General features: G+C 73.8%; 16 protein-coding genes. 10 read left to right on the forward strand and 6 right to left on the reverse strand.

From position 1 onward, the window contains the following. Window positions 1–12: 12 nt before the first annotated feature. The 3 genes from SLAV_RS16315 to SLAV_RS16325 all read right to left on the reverse strand — a co-directional run bounded on the left by SLAV_RS16315 (window position 13) and on the right by SLAV_RS16325 (window position 3,840). Window positions 13–1,821, reverse strand: coding sequence for a serine/threonine-protein kinase (locus SLAV_RS16315; protein WP_030236377.1), 1,809 nt, complete (start codon window positions 1,819–1,821; stop codon window positions 13–15). Between the two features lie 325 nt (window positions 1,822–2,146). Next, window positions 2,147–2,854: a hypothetical protein gene (locus SLAV_RS16320; protein ID WP_158740797.1), complete on the reverse strand. Its 708-nt coding sequence runs from the start codon at window positions 2,852–2,854 to the stop codon at window positions 2,147–2,149. Between the two features lie 122 nt (window positions 2,855–2,976). Further along, on the reverse strand, window positions 2,977–3,840 hold the full coding sequence (locus SLAV_RS16325) for a menaquinone biosynthetic enzyme MqnA/MqnD family protein (protein WP_030236383.1): 864 nt from the start codon (window positions 3,838–3,840) through the stop codon (window positions 2,977–2,979). Between the two features lie 237 nt (window positions 3,841–4,077). On the opposite strand from SLAV_RS16325, the gene SLAV_RS16330 reads away from it, so the two are divergent. After that, a complete protein-coding gene (locus SLAV_RS16330; protein ID WP_007265804.1) occupies window positions 4,078–4,281 on the forward strand; it encodes a cold-shock protein in 204 nt (67 codons plus the stop codon). Between the two features lie 198 nt (window positions 4,282–4,479). Here the strand turns inward: SLAV_RS16330 and SLAV_RS16335 are convergent, their stop codons facing one another. Then, the gene (locus SLAV_RS16335) at window positions 4,480–6,198 is read right to left on the reverse strand and encodes a lytic transglycosylase domain-containing protein (RefSeq protein WP_100660892.1); all 1,719 of its coding nucleotides are present in this window, start codon (window positions 6,196–6,198) and stop codon (window positions 4,480–4,482) included. A 446-nt stretch (window positions 6,199–6,644) separates the two neighbouring features. Here SLAV_RS16335 and SLAV_RS16340 point away from each other — a divergent pair, with 446 nt between their 5' ends. From SLAV_RS16340 to SLAV_RS16350, 3 genes are all read left to right on the forward strand, one after another. Next, window positions 6,645–7,280 carry a hypothetical protein gene (locus tag SLAV_RS16340; RefSeq protein ID WP_100660893.1) on the forward strand — a complete coding sequence of 212 codons (636 nt, stop codon included), beginning with the start codon at window positions 6,645–6,647 and terminating at the stop codon, window positions 7,278–7,280. Between the two features lie 151 nt (window positions 7,281–7,431). Further along, window positions 7,432–8,217: an SDR family oxidoreductase gene (locus SLAV_RS16345; protein ID WP_030236390.1), complete on the forward strand. Its 786-nt coding sequence runs from the start codon at window positions 7,432–7,434 to the stop codon at window positions 8,215–8,217. A 40-nt stretch (window positions 8,218–8,257) separates the two neighbouring features. Then, a complete protein-coding gene (locus SLAV_RS16350) occupies window positions 8,258–10,834 on the forward strand; it encodes a bifunctional FO biosynthesis protein CofGH (protein ID WP_030236397.1) in 2,577 nt (858 codons plus the stop codon). Between the two features lie 64 nt (window positions 10,835–10,898). On the opposite strand, the gene SLAV_RS16355 is transcribed toward SLAV_RS16350, so the two are convergent. Further along, entirely contained in the window at window positions 10,899–11,981 is a 1,083-nt protein-coding gene (locus tag SLAV_RS16355; protein WP_030236400.1) for a tyrosine-protein phosphatase, read from the reverse strand. Window positions 11,982–12,182: 201 nt separating this feature from the next. Between SLAV_RS16355 and SLAV_RS16360 the strand changes: the two genes are divergently transcribed. The 5 genes from SLAV_RS16360 (at window position 12,183) to SLAV_RS16380 (ending at window position 15,975) form a co-directional block, all read left to right on the forward strand. Then, window positions 12,183–13,418 (forward strand): ADP-ribosylglycohydrolase family protein, encoded by a 1,236-nt coding sequence (locus tag SLAV_RS16360; protein WP_078950530.1) that lies wholly within the window; start codon window positions 12,183–12,185, stop codon window positions 13,416–13,418. Window positions 13,419–13,520: 102 nt separating this feature from the next. After that, window positions 13,521–14,381 (forward strand): TIGR03619 family F420-dependent LLM class oxidoreductase, encoded by an 861-nt coding sequence (locus tag SLAV_RS16365; RefSeq protein ID WP_030236405.1) that lies wholly within the window; start codon window positions 13,521–13,523, stop codon window positions 14,379–14,381. A gap of 124 nt (window positions 14,382–14,505) precedes the next feature. Beyond that, the gene (locus tag SLAV_RS16370) at window positions 14,506–14,997 is read left to right on the forward strand and encodes a hypothetical protein (RefSeq protein WP_234333791.1); all 492 of its coding nucleotides are present in this window, start codon (window positions 14,506–14,508) and stop codon (window positions 14,995–14,997) included. A gap of 16 nt (window positions 14,998–15,013) precedes the next feature. Next, window positions 15,014–15,268 (forward strand): hypothetical protein, encoded by a 255-nt coding sequence (locus SLAV_RS16375; RefSeq protein ID WP_030236411.1) that lies wholly within the window; start codon window positions 15,014–15,016, stop codon window positions 15,266–15,268. Between the two features lie 74 nt (window positions 15,269–15,342). Then, window positions 15,343–15,975, forward strand: a complete 633-nt coding sequence (locus SLAV_RS16380) for a GNAT family N-acetyltransferase (protein ID WP_078950531.1) — start codon at window positions 15,343–15,345, stop codon at window positions 15,973–15,975. A 155-nt stretch (window positions 15,976–16,130) separates the two neighbouring features. On the opposite strand, the gene SLAV_RS16385 is transcribed toward SLAV_RS16380, so the two are convergent. Next, window positions 16,131–16,469: a hypothetical protein gene (locus SLAV_RS16385; protein WP_030236416.1), complete on the reverse strand. Its 339-nt coding sequence runs from the start codon at window positions 16,467–16,469 to the stop codon at window positions 16,131–16,133. 212 nt (window positions 16,470–16,681) lie between these two features. Here SLAV_RS16385 and SLAV_RS16390 point away from each other — a divergent pair, with 212 nt between their 5' ends. Continuing rightward, on the forward strand, window positions 16,682–17,080 hold the full coding sequence (locus tag SLAV_RS16390) for a VOC family protein (RefSeq protein ID WP_030236420.1): 399 nt from the start codon (window positions 16,682–16,684) through the stop codon (window positions 17,078–17,080). Window positions 17,081–17,107 lie beyond the last annotated feature (27 nt).

Genomic DNA, 17,107 nt, shown 5'->3' on the forward strand with positions numbered 1-17,107 from the left:
CGCGGACCCGCGTCAGGTGCTGCGGGTGAGGTCCCCCTCGGGGTTTCCGGCCGCCTTGTCGCCCGACTTGTAGTGCAGCGTGCCACCGGGGTTGAGGGTGAACCGCTCGTCGGCGGAGCCCCCGGCGCAGATGCCCGGGGCCGGGTTGGGGCCGCCCGCGGTGTCCAGGACCAGGGAGCGGTCGGTGGCGGAGGAGAGCTTCCAGTCGCCGCTGCAGTCGGTGCCGAGGATCGGCATGACGGACTTGTCCCGGGCGACGACCTCGCCGACCCTGCCGCCCCGGATGGTGATCTCGAACTCGGTGGTGGCCCCGAGGTTGGTGGTGACGGTGCCCTTCCACGTGCCGGTGAGTTCCCTGGGGACGTCGTTGCGGCTCCCCTTGGGCGGGACCGAGGGGGAGGCCGACGGGGAGGACGACGGGGACGGGGCGGAGGCCGCGGCGTCCGGTGCCGAGGAGGCCGGGGGCTTGCCCGCCGCCGCCTCCCGGGTGCCGTCCTGCCACGGCAGCACCCCCGCGTACAGCCCGCCGGAGAGCGCCACCGCCACGGCCGCCGCGCCGAGCACCAGGGTGCAGCTGAAGCGGCGGCCCGCCACGCTGAGGCTGGCCCGGCGGCCTTCGGGACCGGCCGTCCGCTGGCCCGGCACCGCCGCGCCGGGGTGCGGGGCCGCGCCGCCCGCCGTCTCGGTGGGGACCCCGTACATGCCGCCCGGCGCGCCGAAGGAGCCGTACGGACCCGCCGGGGCGGAGTAGGGCGAGCCGCCCGGGACCCGTCCCCCGTAGGAGGGATCGGGGGTGCCGAAGCCGACGCCCACGGGCCCCCCGAAGGACCCTTCCGTGAACGGCACCGGCCCGGAGCCGGAGCCCGGACCGGCCCCGAAGCCGGCCCCGGAGCCCGCGAACGCCGCTCCCCCGCCACCGCCCCCGGAGGTATCGGCGTCCAGGTCCAGCAGGGCCACCGCCGCACGGCTGGCCTCCTCCACCAGCGGTCCCGGCAGCCACCCCCGGCCACCGCCCGGGGCCCAGCCCAGGGCCGCCACGAGCGCCTCGGGCGCCGGCCGCCGCTCCGCCGCCTTCTCCAGGCAGGACCCGATGAGTTCGCGCAGTTCCCCGGCGGGGACCCCGTCCAGCTCCGGCGGCTCGTGGACCACCTTGTAGAGGAGGGTCGCGGAGTTGTCCCCGGTGAACGGCGGCCGCCCGGTCGCCGCGAAGGCCAGCACCGCGCCCAGCGAGAACACGTCCGAGGCGCCGGTGACGCCCTTGCCCAGGATCTGCTCCGGCGACATGTACCCGGGCGAACCGATGGACACCCCGGTGGAGGTCAGCGAGGCCGTGCCGTCCGTCGCCCGCGCGATCCCGAAGTCGATCAGCCGCGGCCCGTCGAGGGTCAGCATCACGTTGGACGGCTTCACGTCCCGGTGGACGAGTCCCAGCGCGTGCACCGCCACCAGCGCCCGGGCCAGTCCCGCGCCCGCCGCCCGTACCGACGCCTCCGGCAGCGGACCGTGCCCGGCCACCGCCCGGTCCAGCGACGGCCCCGCCACGTACCCCGTCGCCACCCACGGCACGGCCGCCTCCGGATCGGCGTCCAGCACGGGCGCCGTCCACTCGCCGCCCACCCGCCGCGCGGCCTCCACCTCGCGGCGGAAGCGGGCGCGGAACTCCTCGTCGGCGGCGAAGTGCGGGTGCACGATCTTGACGGCGACGGTCCGGCCGCCCGCGCTGCGCCCCAGGTAGACCCGGCCCATCCCGCCGGCGCCGAGCCGGCCCAGCAGCCGGTACGCGCCGATGGTCCGGGGCTCCCCGGCTTCGAGCGGCTGCATGACGTCCCCGTCCCCCGTCCCCCGGTGTGTGGTGTCCCTGTATCCCCCGGGGAACCGCATCGGGTACAGGCCGCGGCCGGGGTCGCGTCCGATCCGGCCTCCGGCGGCGCCTGCCGCACCCGAGCAGGCTACTCCCCAACTCGATCCGCCCACCTGCGTCTTCACCGGGCCCGCACGACCGCCCGCCGGTGGCCGCGGGCATCACGGTGACCGGCGCGCCCGGGTGCTGCGCGTCTTCGCCGTGCCGACGGGTGTTCGTGGGACGGTCGGGGCGGCGGACGGCGCCGGTCCGCGGTCGGCGGCGGTCGGCAGCCGTCAGCGGCAGTCAGCGCCGGTCCCCGCCCCACACCTCGCTCTCGCGCAGCACCGCCAGGGCGAAGGCCAGCCGCAGGTCGAGCGGGCCGTCCCGGTCCACCGTGTACCAACGCGGGCCCTGGGAGGGCTGGAAGGTGAGCACGGGCCGGTCACCGGCCCGCCAGACCACCGGCGCCAGGCCGCCGGCCGCCTCGTCCTCGGCGCCCAGGCTCAGCAGGTTGTCGACGACGCCGCCCAGCAGCTTGCCGGCGCCCCGCTCCAGCGTCCGCCGGGGGCCGCCGCGGGCCCAGCCGCGCACGGCCACCGCCTCCGGCTGCCCGGGGCGCTCCAGCCACCAGCCGTGGCGGAGCAGCCGCTGCGCGGCCGGGGTCCGGTGCACGGCGCCCAGCTCCCGCCCGTCGGGGGCGGTGACCCGGTAGGGGCCCTCCCCCGGCTCGGGACCGGTCGGGGCCACCGAGCACAGCGGGCGCGGACCGCCTTCGTCCGCGGACAACCGGAATCCCCGGCGCGGCGGGGCGCCGGGCACGGCCGGTGTGATGAACACGGCCGGGACCATGTCCCCGCCGAGTGCCCGTGGAACACGTATCGCGTACGGTCCCGCGCCGCGCCGGGAGGCGCGCACGGCGTCGCGCAGCGTCCGGCCGACGGTGAACCGGGTGATCTCTTCCCAGGGCACCTGTTCTATCGGTCCGGCCGGCCGGTTCCTGCCGAATGCCATGGGATCCCCCGTCCCTCGTTCGTATTCACCTTCGACGGACGAGAATACGAAAGGGGAACGAATTCCCGGCAAACGGAACAATCGCCGGTTTCGCAGCGCCGGAGATCATGCGGATAAGACCGTCACCGGTCCGCGACGGCCGCCTTCAGCAGCTCTACGGTGACATCCGTCGGGTACCCGGTGTCGGCTCCCGTCCGGTGTGCGAATTCCCGTACGCCGGCCAGCTGCTCGGGGCCGAAGCGGAAGTCGAGGGTGGTGAAGTAACGCTCCAGCAGCTCGGCGTCGAAGGCCTCCCAGCGGGCCGCCTGGTCGGCCACCTTCGTCACCTCTTCGAGGGAGAGGTCACGGGAGGCGAGGAAGGCCTCGTGGACCTCACGGACCACCTGCGGCTCACGGGCGAGGTAGTCCTTGCGGGCCGCCCAGACGGCGAAGACGAACGGCAGTCCCGTCCAGTCCTTCCACATCTGTCCGAGGTCGTGCACGGCCAGGCCGAGCCGGGGGGCGTCGTGCAGCGAGGCGCGCAGCGCGGTGTCGCCGATCAGCACCGCCGCCTCGGCCTCCTGCATCATCAGCCCCAGGTCAGGGGGGCAGGAGTAGTAGTCGGGGCGGACGCCGTACTGCTCGGCGAGCAGCAGCTGGGCCAGCCGTACGGAGGTGCGCGAGGTCGATCCGAGGGCCACCCGGGCGCCGTCGAGCTGGTCCAGCGGGACCTGCGAGACGATCACGCAGGACATGACGGGACCGTCGCAGCCGACCGCGAGGTCGGGGAAGGCGACGAGCTGGTCGGCGTTGCGGAGGAACTCCACGAGGGTGATCGGGGCGATGTCCAGCTCACCCCGCACGAGGCGCTCACTGAGCTTCTCGGGGGTGTCCTTGGTCAGGTCCATGTCCAGCAGCGTGCCGGTTCTGGCCAGCCCCCAGTAGAGGGGCAGGCAGTTCAGGAACTGGATGTGGCCGACACGGGGCCGGCTGCGATAGACGTCCACATCGCGAGACTAGCCCCCGGCTCTCCGTCAGCGATCAGGCGGGTCTCAAACGTCCGGGTGACGTGATCTTTCCCTCTGGTCTCGCCCCGAGGGTGCGTGCTAGGCTCGACGCAAGTTGCAGTTTGGTTTCCCTTGCAGTACGAGGCCTGCGGAGCATGTAACCCGCAGGCTTTTGTAGTTTTCAGACTTCTTAGCAGGTTCTGGAGCAGGGCGACCCTTTGGCCCATAGGAGGGCTCATGGCTACCGGAACCGTGAAGTGGTTCAACGCTGAAAAGGGCTTCGGCTTCATCGCCCAGGACGGCGGCGGCCCGGATGTCTTCGTCCACTACTCCGCGATCAACGCCTCTGGCTTCCGCTCCCTGGAGGAGAACCAGCAGGTGAACTTCGACGTCACGCAGGGTCCGAAGGGCCCGCAGGCGGAGAACGTCACCCCGGCCTAGTCGCCTGGCCGGCCGGATCGCGGCTGGATTAAGCAGTACCCAAGGAGCCCTGTCTCCCCCGCCCAGGCGGGGGAGACAGGGCTCCTGCCTTTGTTTCCCCCGGCCGGCCCGCCGGGGGGAACGGCCGTGGCCCGGTCACCGTCCCCTGGACGGTGACCGGGCCACGGCCGTTCGTACGCGTACGGACCCTCCCGGCGGCTACTGCTTGGCGGCCGGCGGGGTGGCGGGGGCGGGCGCGGGGGCGGTGATCTTGAGGTCCAGGATCAGCTCCGTGCCGTCCGCGGTGCTCAGGCGGAGGTGGTAGGTGCCCGCGGGCACGTCCGTCGTGAGCAGCTCCGGCAGCTTGAACGTGCCGTCGGCGCCGGTCTTGGGCAGCTCCAGGGAGAACAGCTTCGCGCCGTCCTTGCCCGCGAAGTACGGCCCCTTGGCCTTCTTGGCGTCCACCGGGGTCCAGGCGCCCGGCTTGCCCTCCACCAGCGCGGCGGTGACCTGCGTACCCGCCACCGGCTTCCCGCCCGCGGCAGCCAGGAACTCCAGACCCTTCACCGCGGTGCCGGCCGCCGCCTCGACCGGGGCGGCGCCGTCGGTGCGGGTGAGGACGAGCGGCTTGGCCTTCTCGGTGACCTTGCCGTCCAGCGTCAGCGTGAACTGGTTCTTCTGGTCATAGGCCGTGGCCCGCAGGGTGAACGTGCCCGCCTTGGTGCCCGCCTTCAGCCGGGGCGCGGTGGCGATGCCCTCGGAGTCCGTACGGACGACCACGCTCGACTCGTCACCGAAGACGAAGCCCGTGCGGTCGGTGCCGTCCCGCTCGACGGCGATGACGACGGGCTGGTCCACGGCCGGCTTGCCGTCGCTGAGCAGCGCCTTGAAGCGGACGCCCTCGGCGAACAGGCTCCCGGTCTCGGCCTCCAGCTTGGCGTCGCCCACCCGCTCCAGCTTGGCGAGGGTCGCGGGCGCCGGGGTCGGCTTGGTCGGCTCGCTCGGCGTGGGCGTCGGCGTGGGCGTGGGCTTCGGAGTCGGGGTGGGCGTCGGGGTCGGCTTCGGAGCGGGGTTCGGCTTCGAGGCCGGCGGGTTCGGCGTCGGTACGTGCGGCGCGGTGGGCAGGGTCGGCGCGGGCGGCGTCGGGTAGGTGCCGACCGGCGGGTTCGGGACGCCGGTGGTGCCTTCCTGGTACTGGCGCATGTAGCCGAGGACGCTGTTCACGTACTCGCGCGAGCTGTTGTAGCTGAGGATCGCGCGGTCCAGGTCGGCCGGGACCGACAGGTCCTTGCCGCCGGAGCAGAGGTACAGGCCGGCGCCGAGGGCGGCGTCGTAGATGTTGTTCGCGTCGCGCTGGCCGTCGCCGTTGCCGTCGGCCTTCCAGTCCTTCCACGTGGAGGGGATGAACTGGAGCGGGCCGAAGGCGCGGTCGTACTCGGTGTCGCCGTCCCACTCGCCCTTGTCGGTGTCGGTGATCTTCGCGAAGCCGTTGCCGTCGAGGCGGGGGCCGCGGATCGGCCGCTCGGTGGTGCCGTCGGCCTTGAGCCCGTAGCCGGAGGCGTGGACGGACTCGACCCGGCCTATGCCGGCGACCAGCGCCCAGGGCAGGTTGCACTTGGGCAGGGCCGCCTTCACCGCCACCTCGGCGCGCTTGTAGGCGTCGAGGGCGGTGGCGGGGATGCCGGAGGCCCCTTCGGTCGCGGCGCCGCCGGCACCGCCGGCGGGCGGCACCACGGGGTCGGCGAGCGGGGCCGGCAGGTCGAGGCGGGCGTCACCGCGGTCGGCGGCCTGCGGACTGTCCGGGGTCGGTTCGGCCTCTCCGGCACCGGCGACCGGCGTATTGGTCACGACGGCGGCGGTGGTCAGGCTGGCCGCGAGTGCGGCCGTGCACAGGACCTTGCGCGAGGTGTTGACTACATGACGGTGAAGCGGCTTCACAGTGCGGCGATCCCCCCAAGGCGGCCGGCGAAGGCGTCGGCTGGTCGAGCCGTGATTCTTCTGTCTATCAGGTATTCGGATACGACTCGCCGTCACCCCCGTACATATGACGCACCATTCGTCTCGGCTTCACCCGTCTGTGGCCCAGTGCGTCCAGCCTGCCTCGTCCGCGCCTCCGGTGGGGCGGTGGAACCGCCCAAGACCCGGACCGATACGCCCCATTAGCCCACTCTGGCACAGAACTGACCTCCATGTCCCGGGTGTCCACGGCCCCCCGGGGCGCGAGGAACCGGGACTGTCCGCCCCGGCTGGTACGTTCGGGCCGCACGAGAGCACTGGCGTTCGGTTCCGCTCCCCGCCGTGAAGGCACCCTCCGGCGGGGGACGCGGGCCGTCATCCCGGCTGTTCGCCGCTCCCCGCCACCCGCAGAACCCGAAGGCCCTCCCATGAGCACTCCCCCGCCCAACCCGCACTCGGGCGCACCCGTCCCGCCCAACCCGTACGCCCAGGGCCCCGGCGCGCCCAACCCGTACGTCCAGCCCCAGCCCCAGCCCCAGCCCGGCGGACCGGTCCCGGCGCAGCAGTCCCCGTACGCCCAGCCGTACCCGCAGCAGCAGCCGTACCCGCAGCAGCAGCCGCACCCCCAGTACGCCCACCCCCAGCACCCCCCGTACCTGGTGCCCGGCCCCACCGGCTGCCGCAACTGCGGGGCGCCCGAGGCCGTGAACTTCGCCGTCCGGGCGCACGTCGGCGTGCTCGTCGTGATGCGCTTCCACCGCCTCGACGGGCCCTTCTGCCGCCGGTGCGGGCGGGCCCTGGTGCGGATCATGACCACCAAGACGCTGTGCCAGGGCTGGTGGAGCCCGCTGTCCCTGGTGCTCTTCACACCCTTCACCCTGTTCTGGAACCTGATCGCCGCGGCCAGGTTCGCCAAGCTCGAACCGTCGGACCCGGCCCCCGGCCGTCAGCAGCTCGACGAGGGGCAGCCGGTGCACGCGCGCCCGCTGGCGTACGTGGCGATCGTGCCGCTGCTCTGGGCGGTCTGGGTGATCACGAACATCATCGCGGACGTCAGCGGCTGACCCCGGGCGGATCCACCGCCCGGACACGCCGCGGGCCGACCGCCCCGGATCCACCGCCCCGGGCCCGCCACCCCTTCACAACCCCGCCCCGCGCACCTACCCTGACGCCCCGTCAGATCCATCGCCGGATCCAGCCGCCAGGGGGCGCGTCATGCTGCTGCGAGGGAAGACCGTCATCGTCTCCGGGGTCGGGGCCGGGCTCGGGCACCAGGTGGCCTCGGCCGTGGTCCGCGACGGCGGCAACGCCGTGCTCGGGGCCCGGACCGAGGCCAATCTGGCCAAGACCGCCGCCGAGATCGACCCCGACGGCACCCACACCGCCCACCGGCCGACCGACATCACCGACGAGTCCCAGTGCCGGGCCCTGGCCGAGCTGGCCGTCGAGCGGTTCGGCGGGGTCGACGCCGTCGTGCACGTCGCCGCCTGGGACTCGTACTTCGGCGGGCTCCAGGACGCCGACTTCGGGACCTGGCAGCAGATCCTCGACGTCAACCTGCTCGGCACCCTGCGCATGACCCGCGCCTGCCTGCCCGCCCTCAAGGCCGCGGGCGGCGGCTCCGTCGTCATCATCGGCACCCAGTCCGCGGTGGCCGCCCCCAACGAGGTGCGCCAGGCCGCCTACGCCGCCTCCAAGGGGGCGCTGACCTCCGCCATGTACTCCCTGGCCCGCGAGCTCGGACCGGACCGGATCCGCGTCAACACCGTGCTGCCGGGCTGGATGTGGGGACCGCCCGTCCAGGCCTTCGTCACCTTCACCGCCCACACCGAGAACGTCCCGGAGGCCGAGGTCCACGCCCGCCTCACCGAGCGGATGGCGCTGCCCGACCTCGCCACCGACGGGGACGTCGCCGACGCCGCCGTCTTCCTCGCCAGCGACCGGGCGCGGGCGATAACCGGCCAGTCCCTGCTGGTCAACGCCGGTGAGCTGATGCGATGACGCGCTCCGCGGGACACCGGCCGACTCGTATGCTCGCCACATGACCACTCCGAGCGACGCTCCCACCGACAACGCCATGCGCCGCGCGCTCCGGCGGGCCCGCGACGGCGTCGCGCTGGACGCGACCGAGGCCGCCGTGCTCCTGCGGGCCCGCGGCGAGGCCCTCAAGGACCTCTCCGCCTCCGCCGCCCGGGTCCGGGACTCCGGGCTCGCCGCCGCCGGGCGGCCCGGCGTGATCACGTACTCGCGCAAGGTCTTCATCCCCCTCACCCGCCTGTGCCGCGACAAGTGCCACTACTGCACCTTCGTGACGGTGCCCGGCAAGCTCCGCAAGGCCGGGCACGGCATGTACCTCTCCCCCGACGAGGTCCTCGACATCGCCCGCCGGGGCGCGGAGACGGGCTGCAAGGAGGCCCTGTTCACCCTCGGCGACCGCCCGGAGGAGCGCTGGCCCGAGGCCCGCGAGTGGCTGGACGCGCACGGCTACGACGACACCCTCGCCTACGTACGGGCCATGGCGATCCGGGTGCTGGAGGAGACGGGCCTCCTGCCCCACCTCAACCCGGGCGTGCTGTCGTGGGCGGACCTCCAGCGCCTCAAGCCCGTCGCCCCGTCCATGGGCATGATGCTGGAGACCACCGCGACCCGCCTGTGGTCCGAGCCCGGCGGCCCGCACCACGGCTCCCCCGACAAGGAGCCCGCCGTCCGGCTGCGGGTCCTGGAGGACGCGGGCCGCTCCAACGTCCCCTTCACCACCGGGGTGCTCATCGGGATCGGCGAGTCCTACGAGGAGCGCGCCGAGGCCTTCTTCGAGCTGCGCCGGATCCAGCGCAGCTACCAGGGCATCCAGGAGGTCATCGTCCAGAACTTCCGCGCCAAGCCGGACACGGCCATGCGCGGGATGCCGGACGCGGAGCTGGAGGAGCTGGCCGCCGCCATCGCCGTGGCCCGGCACATCCTGGGCCCGAGCGCCCGCATCCAGGCGCCGCCGAACCTGGTGGACGCCGAGTACGCCCTGCTGATCGGCGCCGGGATCGACGACTGGGGCGGGGTCTCCCCGCTGACCCCGGACCACGTGAACCCGGAGCGGCCCTGGCCGCACATCGAGGAGCTCGCGGAGCGCACCGCCGCCGCCGGCTTCGAGCTGCGCGAACGGCTCACGATCTACCCGGAGTTCCTCCGGCGCGGCGAGCCGTGGCTGGACCCGCGGCTGCTGCCGCACGTGCGGGCGCTGGCCGACCCGCAGACGGGTCTGGCCGACGAGGCGGCGACGGTGGAGGGCCGCCCGTGGCAGGAGCCCGACGAGGGGTTCGCCGCGTACGGGCGCACCGACCTGCACACCGCCATCGACACCGAGGGCCGCACCGGTGACCGGCGCGAGGACTTCGACCACGTCTACGGCGACTGGGAGGCCCTGCGCGAGGCCGCGGCCCCCGGGATGGTCCCCGAGCGCATCGACACCGACGTACGGGCGGCCCTGGCGCAGGCCGCCGACGATCCGACGCGGCTCACGGACGCGCAGGCCCTCGCCCTGCTGCACGCGGACGGGCCGGCGCTGGACGCGCTGTGCCGGATCGCGGACGAGCTGCGCAAGTCGGTGGTGGGCGACGAGGTCACGTACGTCGTCACGCGGAACATCAACTTCACCAACGTCTGCTACACCGGCTGCCGGTTCTGCGCCTTCGCACAGCGCCGTACGGACGCCGACGCCTACACCCTCTCCCTGGAGCAGGTCGCCGACCGGGCCGCGCAGGCCTGGGACGTGGGCGCCGTCGAGGTGTGCATGCAGGGCGGCATCCACCCCGACCTGCCCGGGACCGCCTACTTCGACATCGCGCGCGCGGTGAAGGAACGGGTCCCCGGCATGCACGTGCACGCCTTCTCCCCGATGGAGGTCGTCAACGGCGCCACCCGGACGGGGATGTCGGTGCGGGACTGGCTCACGGCCGCGAAGGAGGCCGGGCTGGACTCGATCCCGGGCACGGCGGCCGAGATCCTGGACGACGAGGTGCGCTGGGTCCTGACCAAGGGGAAGCTGCCGACGGCGGACTGGATCGATGTGATCACCACCGCGCACGAGCTCGGCATCCGCTCCTCGTCCACCATGATGTACGGGCACGTGGACCAGCCCCGGCACTGGCTGGGGCACCTGCGCACGCTGGCCCGGATCCAGGAGCGGACCGGCGGTTTCACGGAGTTCGTGACGCTCCCCTTCATCCACACCAACGCCCCGGTGTACCTGGCGGGCATCGCCCGGCCCGGCCCGACGGTCCGGGACAACCGGGCGGTCACGGCGATGGCCCGGCTGCTGCTGCACCCGCACATCACCAACATCCAGACCAGCTGGGTGAAGCTGGGCGCGGAGGGCGCGGCCGAGATGCTCCGCTCCGGGGCGAACGACCTGGGCGGGACGCTGATGGAGGAGACGATCTCCCGGATGGCGGGGTCGGGCTGGGGCTCGTACAAGTCCGTCCGGGACCTGGTCGCGGTCGCGGAGGCGGCCGGCCGGCCCGCGAAGGCCCGTACGACGCTGTACGGGGAGGTGCCGCGGGAGCGGCAGGAGGCGGCGCGCGCCTCGGACGGCCACCTGCCGCAGCTGCTGCCGGTGCTGGACTGAGCGGGAACGCGGGAGCCCGGCCGGTGTGGCGCCCGGCCGGGCCCGTGGTGCGTCGTGGCGGGGATCAGCCGACGAGGAGGTCCTTCTTGAGCTGCTTCAGCTCGCGGGCGTCGATGCCGAGGCCGTCCTTGAGGTAGCGGTCGAAGGAGCCGTACTCCGCCTTGACCTCGTCGTAGCCGGAGTTGAGGTACTCGGGGCGCACGTCGAGCATCGGCTTGTAGACGGCGGCCTGCGGGGCGGGCAGGTGCGCGAGGACGGCGTCGTTGGCGGCCTTGCGGTAGTCGTTGCTGGCCAGGTAGTCGGCCATGACCGTCTCCTGCGGGACGCCGAGGGCGGTCAGCAGGGTGGCGTTCGCCCAGCCCGTGCGGTCCTTGCCGGCGGTGCAGTGGAAGAGGACGGAGCGGCTGCGGTCCTTCTCGATCCCTTCGAAGACCTGCGCGTAGGCCTTCTTGCCGCCTTCGCCGCCGACCATGGCCTTCTCGGCGTCGACCATGGCCTTGACGGCCTCGTCGGGGCTCTTGGGCAGGGTCTGGAAGGAACCGGAGCCGGCGAAGACGTCGGCGACGACGTAGGAGGCGCCCGCCGGGACCTTGTCGGCGTCCTTGGTGCGCTCGTCCTGCATGCGCAGGTCGAAGACCGTCCTGACGCGCAGCCGCTGGAGCTTGGCGAGGTCGTCGGCGGTGAGCTTGTCGAGGGCGTCGGAGCGGTAGATCTCGCCCATCTTGACCCACTGGCCGCTCGCGGTGCGGTAGCCGCCCGCGTCGCGGAAGTTGACCGTGCCCTCCAGCTTGATCAGGCGGTCGGCCAGGCGCAGGCCCTCGCCGCGCTCCGGCCGGAACTCGAACCACTGGCGGTCGGCGGCGGGCAGGCCCTTGACCACGGCCCGGCCCTGGGCGCCGCCCTTGGCGACGACCTTGCCGTTGGCCTTGATCTCGACGCGCTTGGTGCCCTTGGCGCTCCACTTGAGGGTGTACGAGCCGTCGGCTCCGGCGGTGACCGTGGCCTCGGTGAAGGGGATGGCGGAGTGGCCCTGGTGGCCGTTGCTCCAGGGGAGCTCCCATCCGGCGGCGGTGGCGGCGGGAGCCGCGACCAGGGAGGCGGCGAGTGCGGAGGCGACGACGGTCGCGGCGAGGAGTGCCTTCTTCATGGCTACGAGGCTCTGGGCGGCCGGAGAACGCCGTGTGAACGAGGCATGGCCGAAACCAGCCGACTGGAAGGCAGGTGGCAAAACGTGCCATGCGCCGGGGTGGCGGCCGGAACCGGTCAGTTGGGGGGCGATCTGTCGAAGGCCTTCCGGATGTGACCGAACCTGTCCATTACAGTGCGCGAGAGCCTGGGGGGAAACGACATGGACACGACGATCACAGCGGGCACGCCGACCACGCCCGAACCCGCGCCCACCGCCCCACCGACCCCGCCGGCGCCCCCGGCCCCCGTCGCCGGCGGACCGGGCGGCGCCACCCTCGGCGGTCTCGGTACCGCGCTCTGGGGCCGGGCCGAGCAGCAGGACTTCCGCAGCCGCGTGCGCGGCACGCTCCTCGGCGCCGCCCTCGGCGACGCCCTCGGCGCACCGCTCGCCGGACTCTCCCTCGACGCCGTCCGCGCGGCCCACGGCCCGGCGGGCCTCACCGCCCCGGCCCCCGGCCGGCGGGGCGCCGTCACCGCCGCCACCCAGCTGACCCTGTTCACCGTGGACGGCCTGATACGGGCGCACGTCCGCCGGGACACCGGCGCCTGGCACCCGCCGACCGACGTCCACCGCGCTCACCTCCGCTGGGCCGCGACCCAGCACGACTGGGGCCCCGACGAGCGCCGCGAGGACAACGGCTGGCTCGCGCAGGAGGAGTGGCTCTACGTCCGCCGCGACCCCGACCGCGCCTGCCTGACCGGCTTCGCCGACACCACCCTCGGCACCCCCGAACAGCCGAAGAACCCCACCGCCCGGAACGCCGCCGCCGCCACCCGCTCGGCCCCCTTCGGGCTGCTGGTCGGCTGGGACCCCGCCCTGGTGCTGCAACTGGCCGTCGAATGCGCCGCCCAGAGCCACGGCCACCCCACCGCCCGGCTGTCCGCCGGCGCACTCGCCGTGACCGTCCACGGCCTGACCCGGGGCGAGTCCCTCGACGCCGCGGTCCGGCGCACCCTGGCCCTGCTCGACGGCAGGCCCGGCCACCAGCCGGTGACGGACGCCCTCCTGCGCGCCCTCGCCGCCGTCACCCGGGGCGCGCCCGGCACCGGGGCCGTCGAGGCCCTCGCCGTCTCCGAGGACCCCGACGCCGCGGACACCCTCGCCATCGCCGTCTACTGCGCCCTCGTCGCGCAGGACGTCCCGCACGGGCTGCGCCTCGCCGTCAACCACGGCGGGGACTCCGCCGCCGCCGGCGCCCTGTGCGGATCCCTGCTCGGCGCCCTGCACGGGGAGACGGCCCTGCCCGCGGCCTGGCTGGCCGGGCTGGAGGGCCGCGGCACGCTCCTGGAACTCGCCGACGACTTCGCACTGGAGATGACCCAGGGCCCCGCCCTCCACGGCCCCGCGGCCGCCGCCCCCGGCTGGTCGGCCCGCTACCCGGTCCCGGCGTCCTGAACCCCTGATCCCCGGTGCCCCGCCGCGGCGCGGCGCACCCTGCCCTCTTCACGCGGAACGCCGTACCTTGGCCCTCCCCACGACTCGGAGGTGCCCTCGCCCATGCGGATCGCCACGACCGTCTTCCTCACCGACCGCACCGTCACCCCCGTCCGCCTCGCCCGCGCCCTGGAGGAGCGCGGCTTCAGCGGCCTCTACCTCCCCGAGCACACCCACATCCCCGTCAGCCGCGCCACCGCCGCCCCCATGGGCGGCGAGCTCCCCGAGGAGTACGGCCGCACCCTCGACCCCTTCGTCGCCCTCGGGCAGGCCGCCGCCGTCACCGAACGCCTGCACCTCGGCACGGGCATCACCCTGGTCGCCCAGCACGACCCGATCGGCCTCGCGAAGCAGGCCGCGACCCTCGACCACCTCAGCGGCGGCCGCGTCACCCTCGGCATCGGCTACGGCTGGAACGTCGAGGAGGCCGCCGACCACGGCGTCGAGTGGCGCACCCGGCGCGAACGCGTCCGCGACCACATGGCCCTCATGCGCGCCCTGTGGGCCCCGCAGGCGACCGGTCACGAGGGCCCGTACGCGTCCGTCCGGCCGAGCTCCGCCCACCCCAAGCCGGTCCAGGCCCCGCGCGAACTCGCCCCCGGGCGGCCCCTGTACGGACCCCGGACCCTGATCGGCGGCTCGGCCGGCCCGAAGCTCTTCGCCGCCATCGCCGACCACGCCGACGGCTGGCTCCCCATCGGCGGCCGCGGCCTCACCGAATCGGTGCCGGTCCTGCGGCGGTCCTGGGAGGCCGCCGGACGTGATCCGAAGACCCTCCAGGTGGTCCCGTACGCCGTCCAGCCCACTCCGGGGAAGATGGGCCACTACGCCGAACTCGGCCTGGAAGAGGTCGTCCTGCAGCTCCCCTCGGCGCCCGAGGAGGAGGTGCTGCGGGTCCTGGACGGCTTCGCCCAGTACCTCTGATCCCCGGCCGGCGGGAACCGCCGGACCGTCCCCGCGCGTGTCTTCGGGTGCCTCCGCCTGCCCGTACGGCTGGTAATTTGGCGCGTTCCACTCGATCAACTCGCTTTCCCTGGGGGACTTTCCCGTGCACAACCACCTGCGCCTGACCATCGCCGCCGCCACCGGGGCCGCGGCCCTGCTGACCCTGACCGGCTGCGGCAGCGACTCCTCCCCCGCCGCGGACAAGAAGCCCTCCGCCGCCGCCTCCGCCCCGGCCGCCGCCACCACCCCCTCGGCGGGCGGGACGGGCGGCGCGGGCGGCGCGGCGAAGGCCGGCACCCTGGAGGGTGGCTGGATCTCCATGCAGAACCCGGGCAAGGGCGTGGTCCTCACGGTCAAGGGCCAGACGGCGTTCGTCGTCGAGGCCGCCACGGGCCTGACCTGCGAGGGCACCAGCACGGGCGCCGCCCTGGACCTGAAGTGCCCGACGGGCGCCACCCGTTCGAAGGGCAAGGTCGACTCGGTCGACGCCACCACCCTGAAGGTCACCTGGGAGGGCCCGGCCGGCACGGACACCTTCCAGCGCAGCGAACCGGGCAAGCTCCCCTCGCTCCCGGCCCTGCCGACCAAGAAGTAACCGGAAGGCGTCCGCGGTGCCGGGCCAGCGCAAGCGGAAGGCGCAGCGGCGCAGGGAGTCCGAGGCGTGGCGGAAGGCCCGGCAGGACGGCCGCTGGGAACGCCGTTTCGCCACCCAGGACCAGGCGGAGTTCAGGGCGTACGTCCACGAGCTGCTGCGCGGCGGCGACCTGCGCCCGGAGGACGTCCGCCTGGACATGCTGTGCGGCCGCCTGACCCACCCGACGACCCACGTGGTGAGCGTGTGGGTGAGTGACGCCCCGCCGAAATGACAGGAAGCGGGCGTCATTCGCCCCTGCCCGGCGGACCCGGTTCTTCGAACACCTGTGAGATCTATGATCTGCGCATGATCGAAGGCACGTTGGTGAGGTTGCGCGCGCTGCGTGCCCAGGATGCGTCGCACCATCTGCGATGGCGCAACGATCCGGAGGTGGTCCACTGGGCCGCCGGTGGCGATCCGCGCTTCGGCCCGGTCACGGCGGAGGCCATCGGGCTCGGCTTCGAGACGATGCTGCGGCTGAACCCGAGGGAATCGGCCGTCTTCACGGTCGAGGACCTGGCCGACGGCACGGTGATCGGCATGGTGGACTACCGCGACCTGGACCCGTTCGCCGGGCTGGCCACGGTGGGTGTCACCATCGGCGAGCGTGACCGATGGGGCCTCGGCCACGGCTCCGAGGCACTGTGCCTGCTGGTGGGCCACCTGTTCGGGGCCTTCGGGCTGCACCGGATCGAGCTCGACACCTGGAGCGGCAACGAACGGGCCGTCCGCGCCTTCACCCGGGCGGGCTTCCGCGAGGAGGGCCGCCGCCGGTCCACCGTACTGGTGGCGGGCGAGCGCTACGACACCGTGCTGTTCGGAGTCCTGCGCGAGGAGTGGCCGCACCGGACGCACCACCGGGCGCCGGTTCCTCCGGGCATCGGACACCTCCCCCCGCGAACACCCCCTCCGGCATCGGCGTCTTCGCGGCCGGGATAGGTGCGCAGGTACGCCGTGGGGCCGGGCACGGGGTTTCCGTGCGGATCGATCAGTGCCGGCCGCTCGCTTCGCCTCCGTGTAGCGGGAGCCGAGGTGCAGCAGGCCGTCCGTGCGGCGGAAGCGCCGCGTGTTCTTCCCCGACCCGAACGTGCCCTTCACGGGGGCGGTACGGGCCCCGGCGTCGCCGTGCCCGGGGCCGGACGCCAGAAGCGCCCGTCAGGCAGGGCCTGACGGGCGCCGAGGAAGTAGTCCGCGTCGCGCTGGAACCGCAGACCCGGGACGGCGTCGCGCACGTGCCCCCAGATGCCGGGCGCCACGCGGTACTCGCCCGCCACCATCCAGGGGTCGTCACCCAGCGCGAAGAGGTGTCTGATCGCCAGGAACTGGTCCCGCGAGAGGGAGACGGACTCGACTATCTCCTCGTCCGCGCCACCGAAGCCGGTCAGATCCCAGGCGAGGTTGTACCCGTCGGCGAATGGATAGTCGCTGCTCACGGCCTCAAGCTAGGCGCCCCTCCCGAAGCCCCGCACCTGCTTTTAGCCCCGCGGGGCGGCCGGTGGGTGCACACGTTCACGCCCCCCGGGCTGGTGGCCGTCGCGACGAGGATCCGGACCACACGACCGTACGGGCCCCGGGGAGCCCCGCACCTGACAGACCGCCGGGCGGACGGATCCGGCCGCCCGGGGTGGTGCCGTACCCTCCGCGCATGATCGATTCACTCACCCACGTCCGCGTCGCCCGGCCCTCCTTCGACCTGGAGGCCGCCGAGCGGTTCTACGTCCAGGGGCTCGGCCTGGACGTCCTGTGGCGGACGGCCGGTCACGTCCCGGGCGAGCACGACCTCCTCATGGTCGGGCCCGCCGGCGGCGGCTGGCACTTCGAGCTGACCCGGGACCCCGGGAACCCGATCGCCCCCTGCCCCACCGTGGACGACCTGTTCGTCGTCTACCTCGGCGAGGCCCCCGACGAGGACCTCGTGAACCGGCTGACCGACCACGGCGGGACCCGCGTCCCCTCGCACAACCCGTACTGGGACCGGTACGGGGTCACGGTCGCCGACCCGGACGGCTACCGGCTCGTGCTCTGCTCCCGCACCTGGGGCTGAGCCCGGCGGGCGGATGCGGGGAGCTGG

Origin of the sequence: Streptomyces lavendulae subsp. lavendulae, assembly GCF_002803845.1 — a bacterium.
Classification (GTDB): domain Bacteria; phylum Actinomycetota; class Actinomycetes; order Streptomycetales; family Streptomycetaceae; genus Streptomyces; species Streptomyces lavendulae.

What these genes read in the sequence shown, in the direction of transcription:
- SLAV_RS16390 (WP_030236420.1), top strand. Translation starts at nt 16,682, where the DNA reads ATGATCGATTCACTCACCCACGTCCGCGTCGCCCGGCCCTCCTTCGAC.
- SLAV_RS16350 (WP_030236397.1), top strand. Translation starts at nt 8,258, where the DNA reads ATGACCACTCCGAGCGACGCTCCCACCGACAACGCCATGCGCCGCGCG.
- SLAV_RS16355 (WP_030236400.1), bottom strand. Translation starts at nt 11,981, where the DNA reads ATGAAGAAGGCACTCCTCGCCGCGACCGTCGTCGCCTCCGCACTCGCC.
- SLAV_RS16340 (WP_100660893.1), top strand. Translation starts at nt 6,645, where the DNA reads ATGAGCACTCCCCCGCCCAACCCGCACTCGGGCGCACCCGTCCCGCCC.
- SLAV_RS16315 (WP_030236377.1), bottom strand. Translation starts at nt 1,821, where the DNA reads ATGCAGCCGCTCGAAGCCGGGGAGCCCCGGACCATCGGCGCGTACCGG.
- SLAV_RS16330 (WP_007265804.1), top strand. Translation starts at nt 4,078, where the DNA reads ATGGCTACCGGAACCGTGAAGTGGTTCAACGCTGAAAAGGGCTTCGGC.
- SLAV_RS16345 (WP_030236390.1), top strand. Translation starts at nt 7,432, where the DNA reads ATGCTGCTGCGAGGGAAGACCGTCATCGTCTCCGGGGTCGGGGCCGGG.
- SLAV_RS16365 (WP_030236405.1), top strand. Translation starts at nt 13,521, where the DNA reads ATGCGGATCGCCACGACCGTCTTCCTCACCGACCGCACCGTCACCCCC.
- SLAV_RS16320 (WP_158740797.1), bottom strand. Translation starts at nt 2,854, where the DNA reads ATGGCATTCGGCAGGAACCGGCCGGCCGGACCGATAGAACAGGTGCCC.
- SLAV_RS16380 (WP_078950531.1), top strand. Translation starts at nt 15,343, where the DNA reads ATGATCGAAGGCACGTTGGTGAGGTTGCGCGCGCTGCGTGCCCAGGAT.
- SLAV_RS16360 (WP_078950530.1), top strand. Translation starts at nt 12,183, where the DNA reads ATGGACACGACGATCACAGCGGGCACGCCGACCACGCCCGAACCCGCG.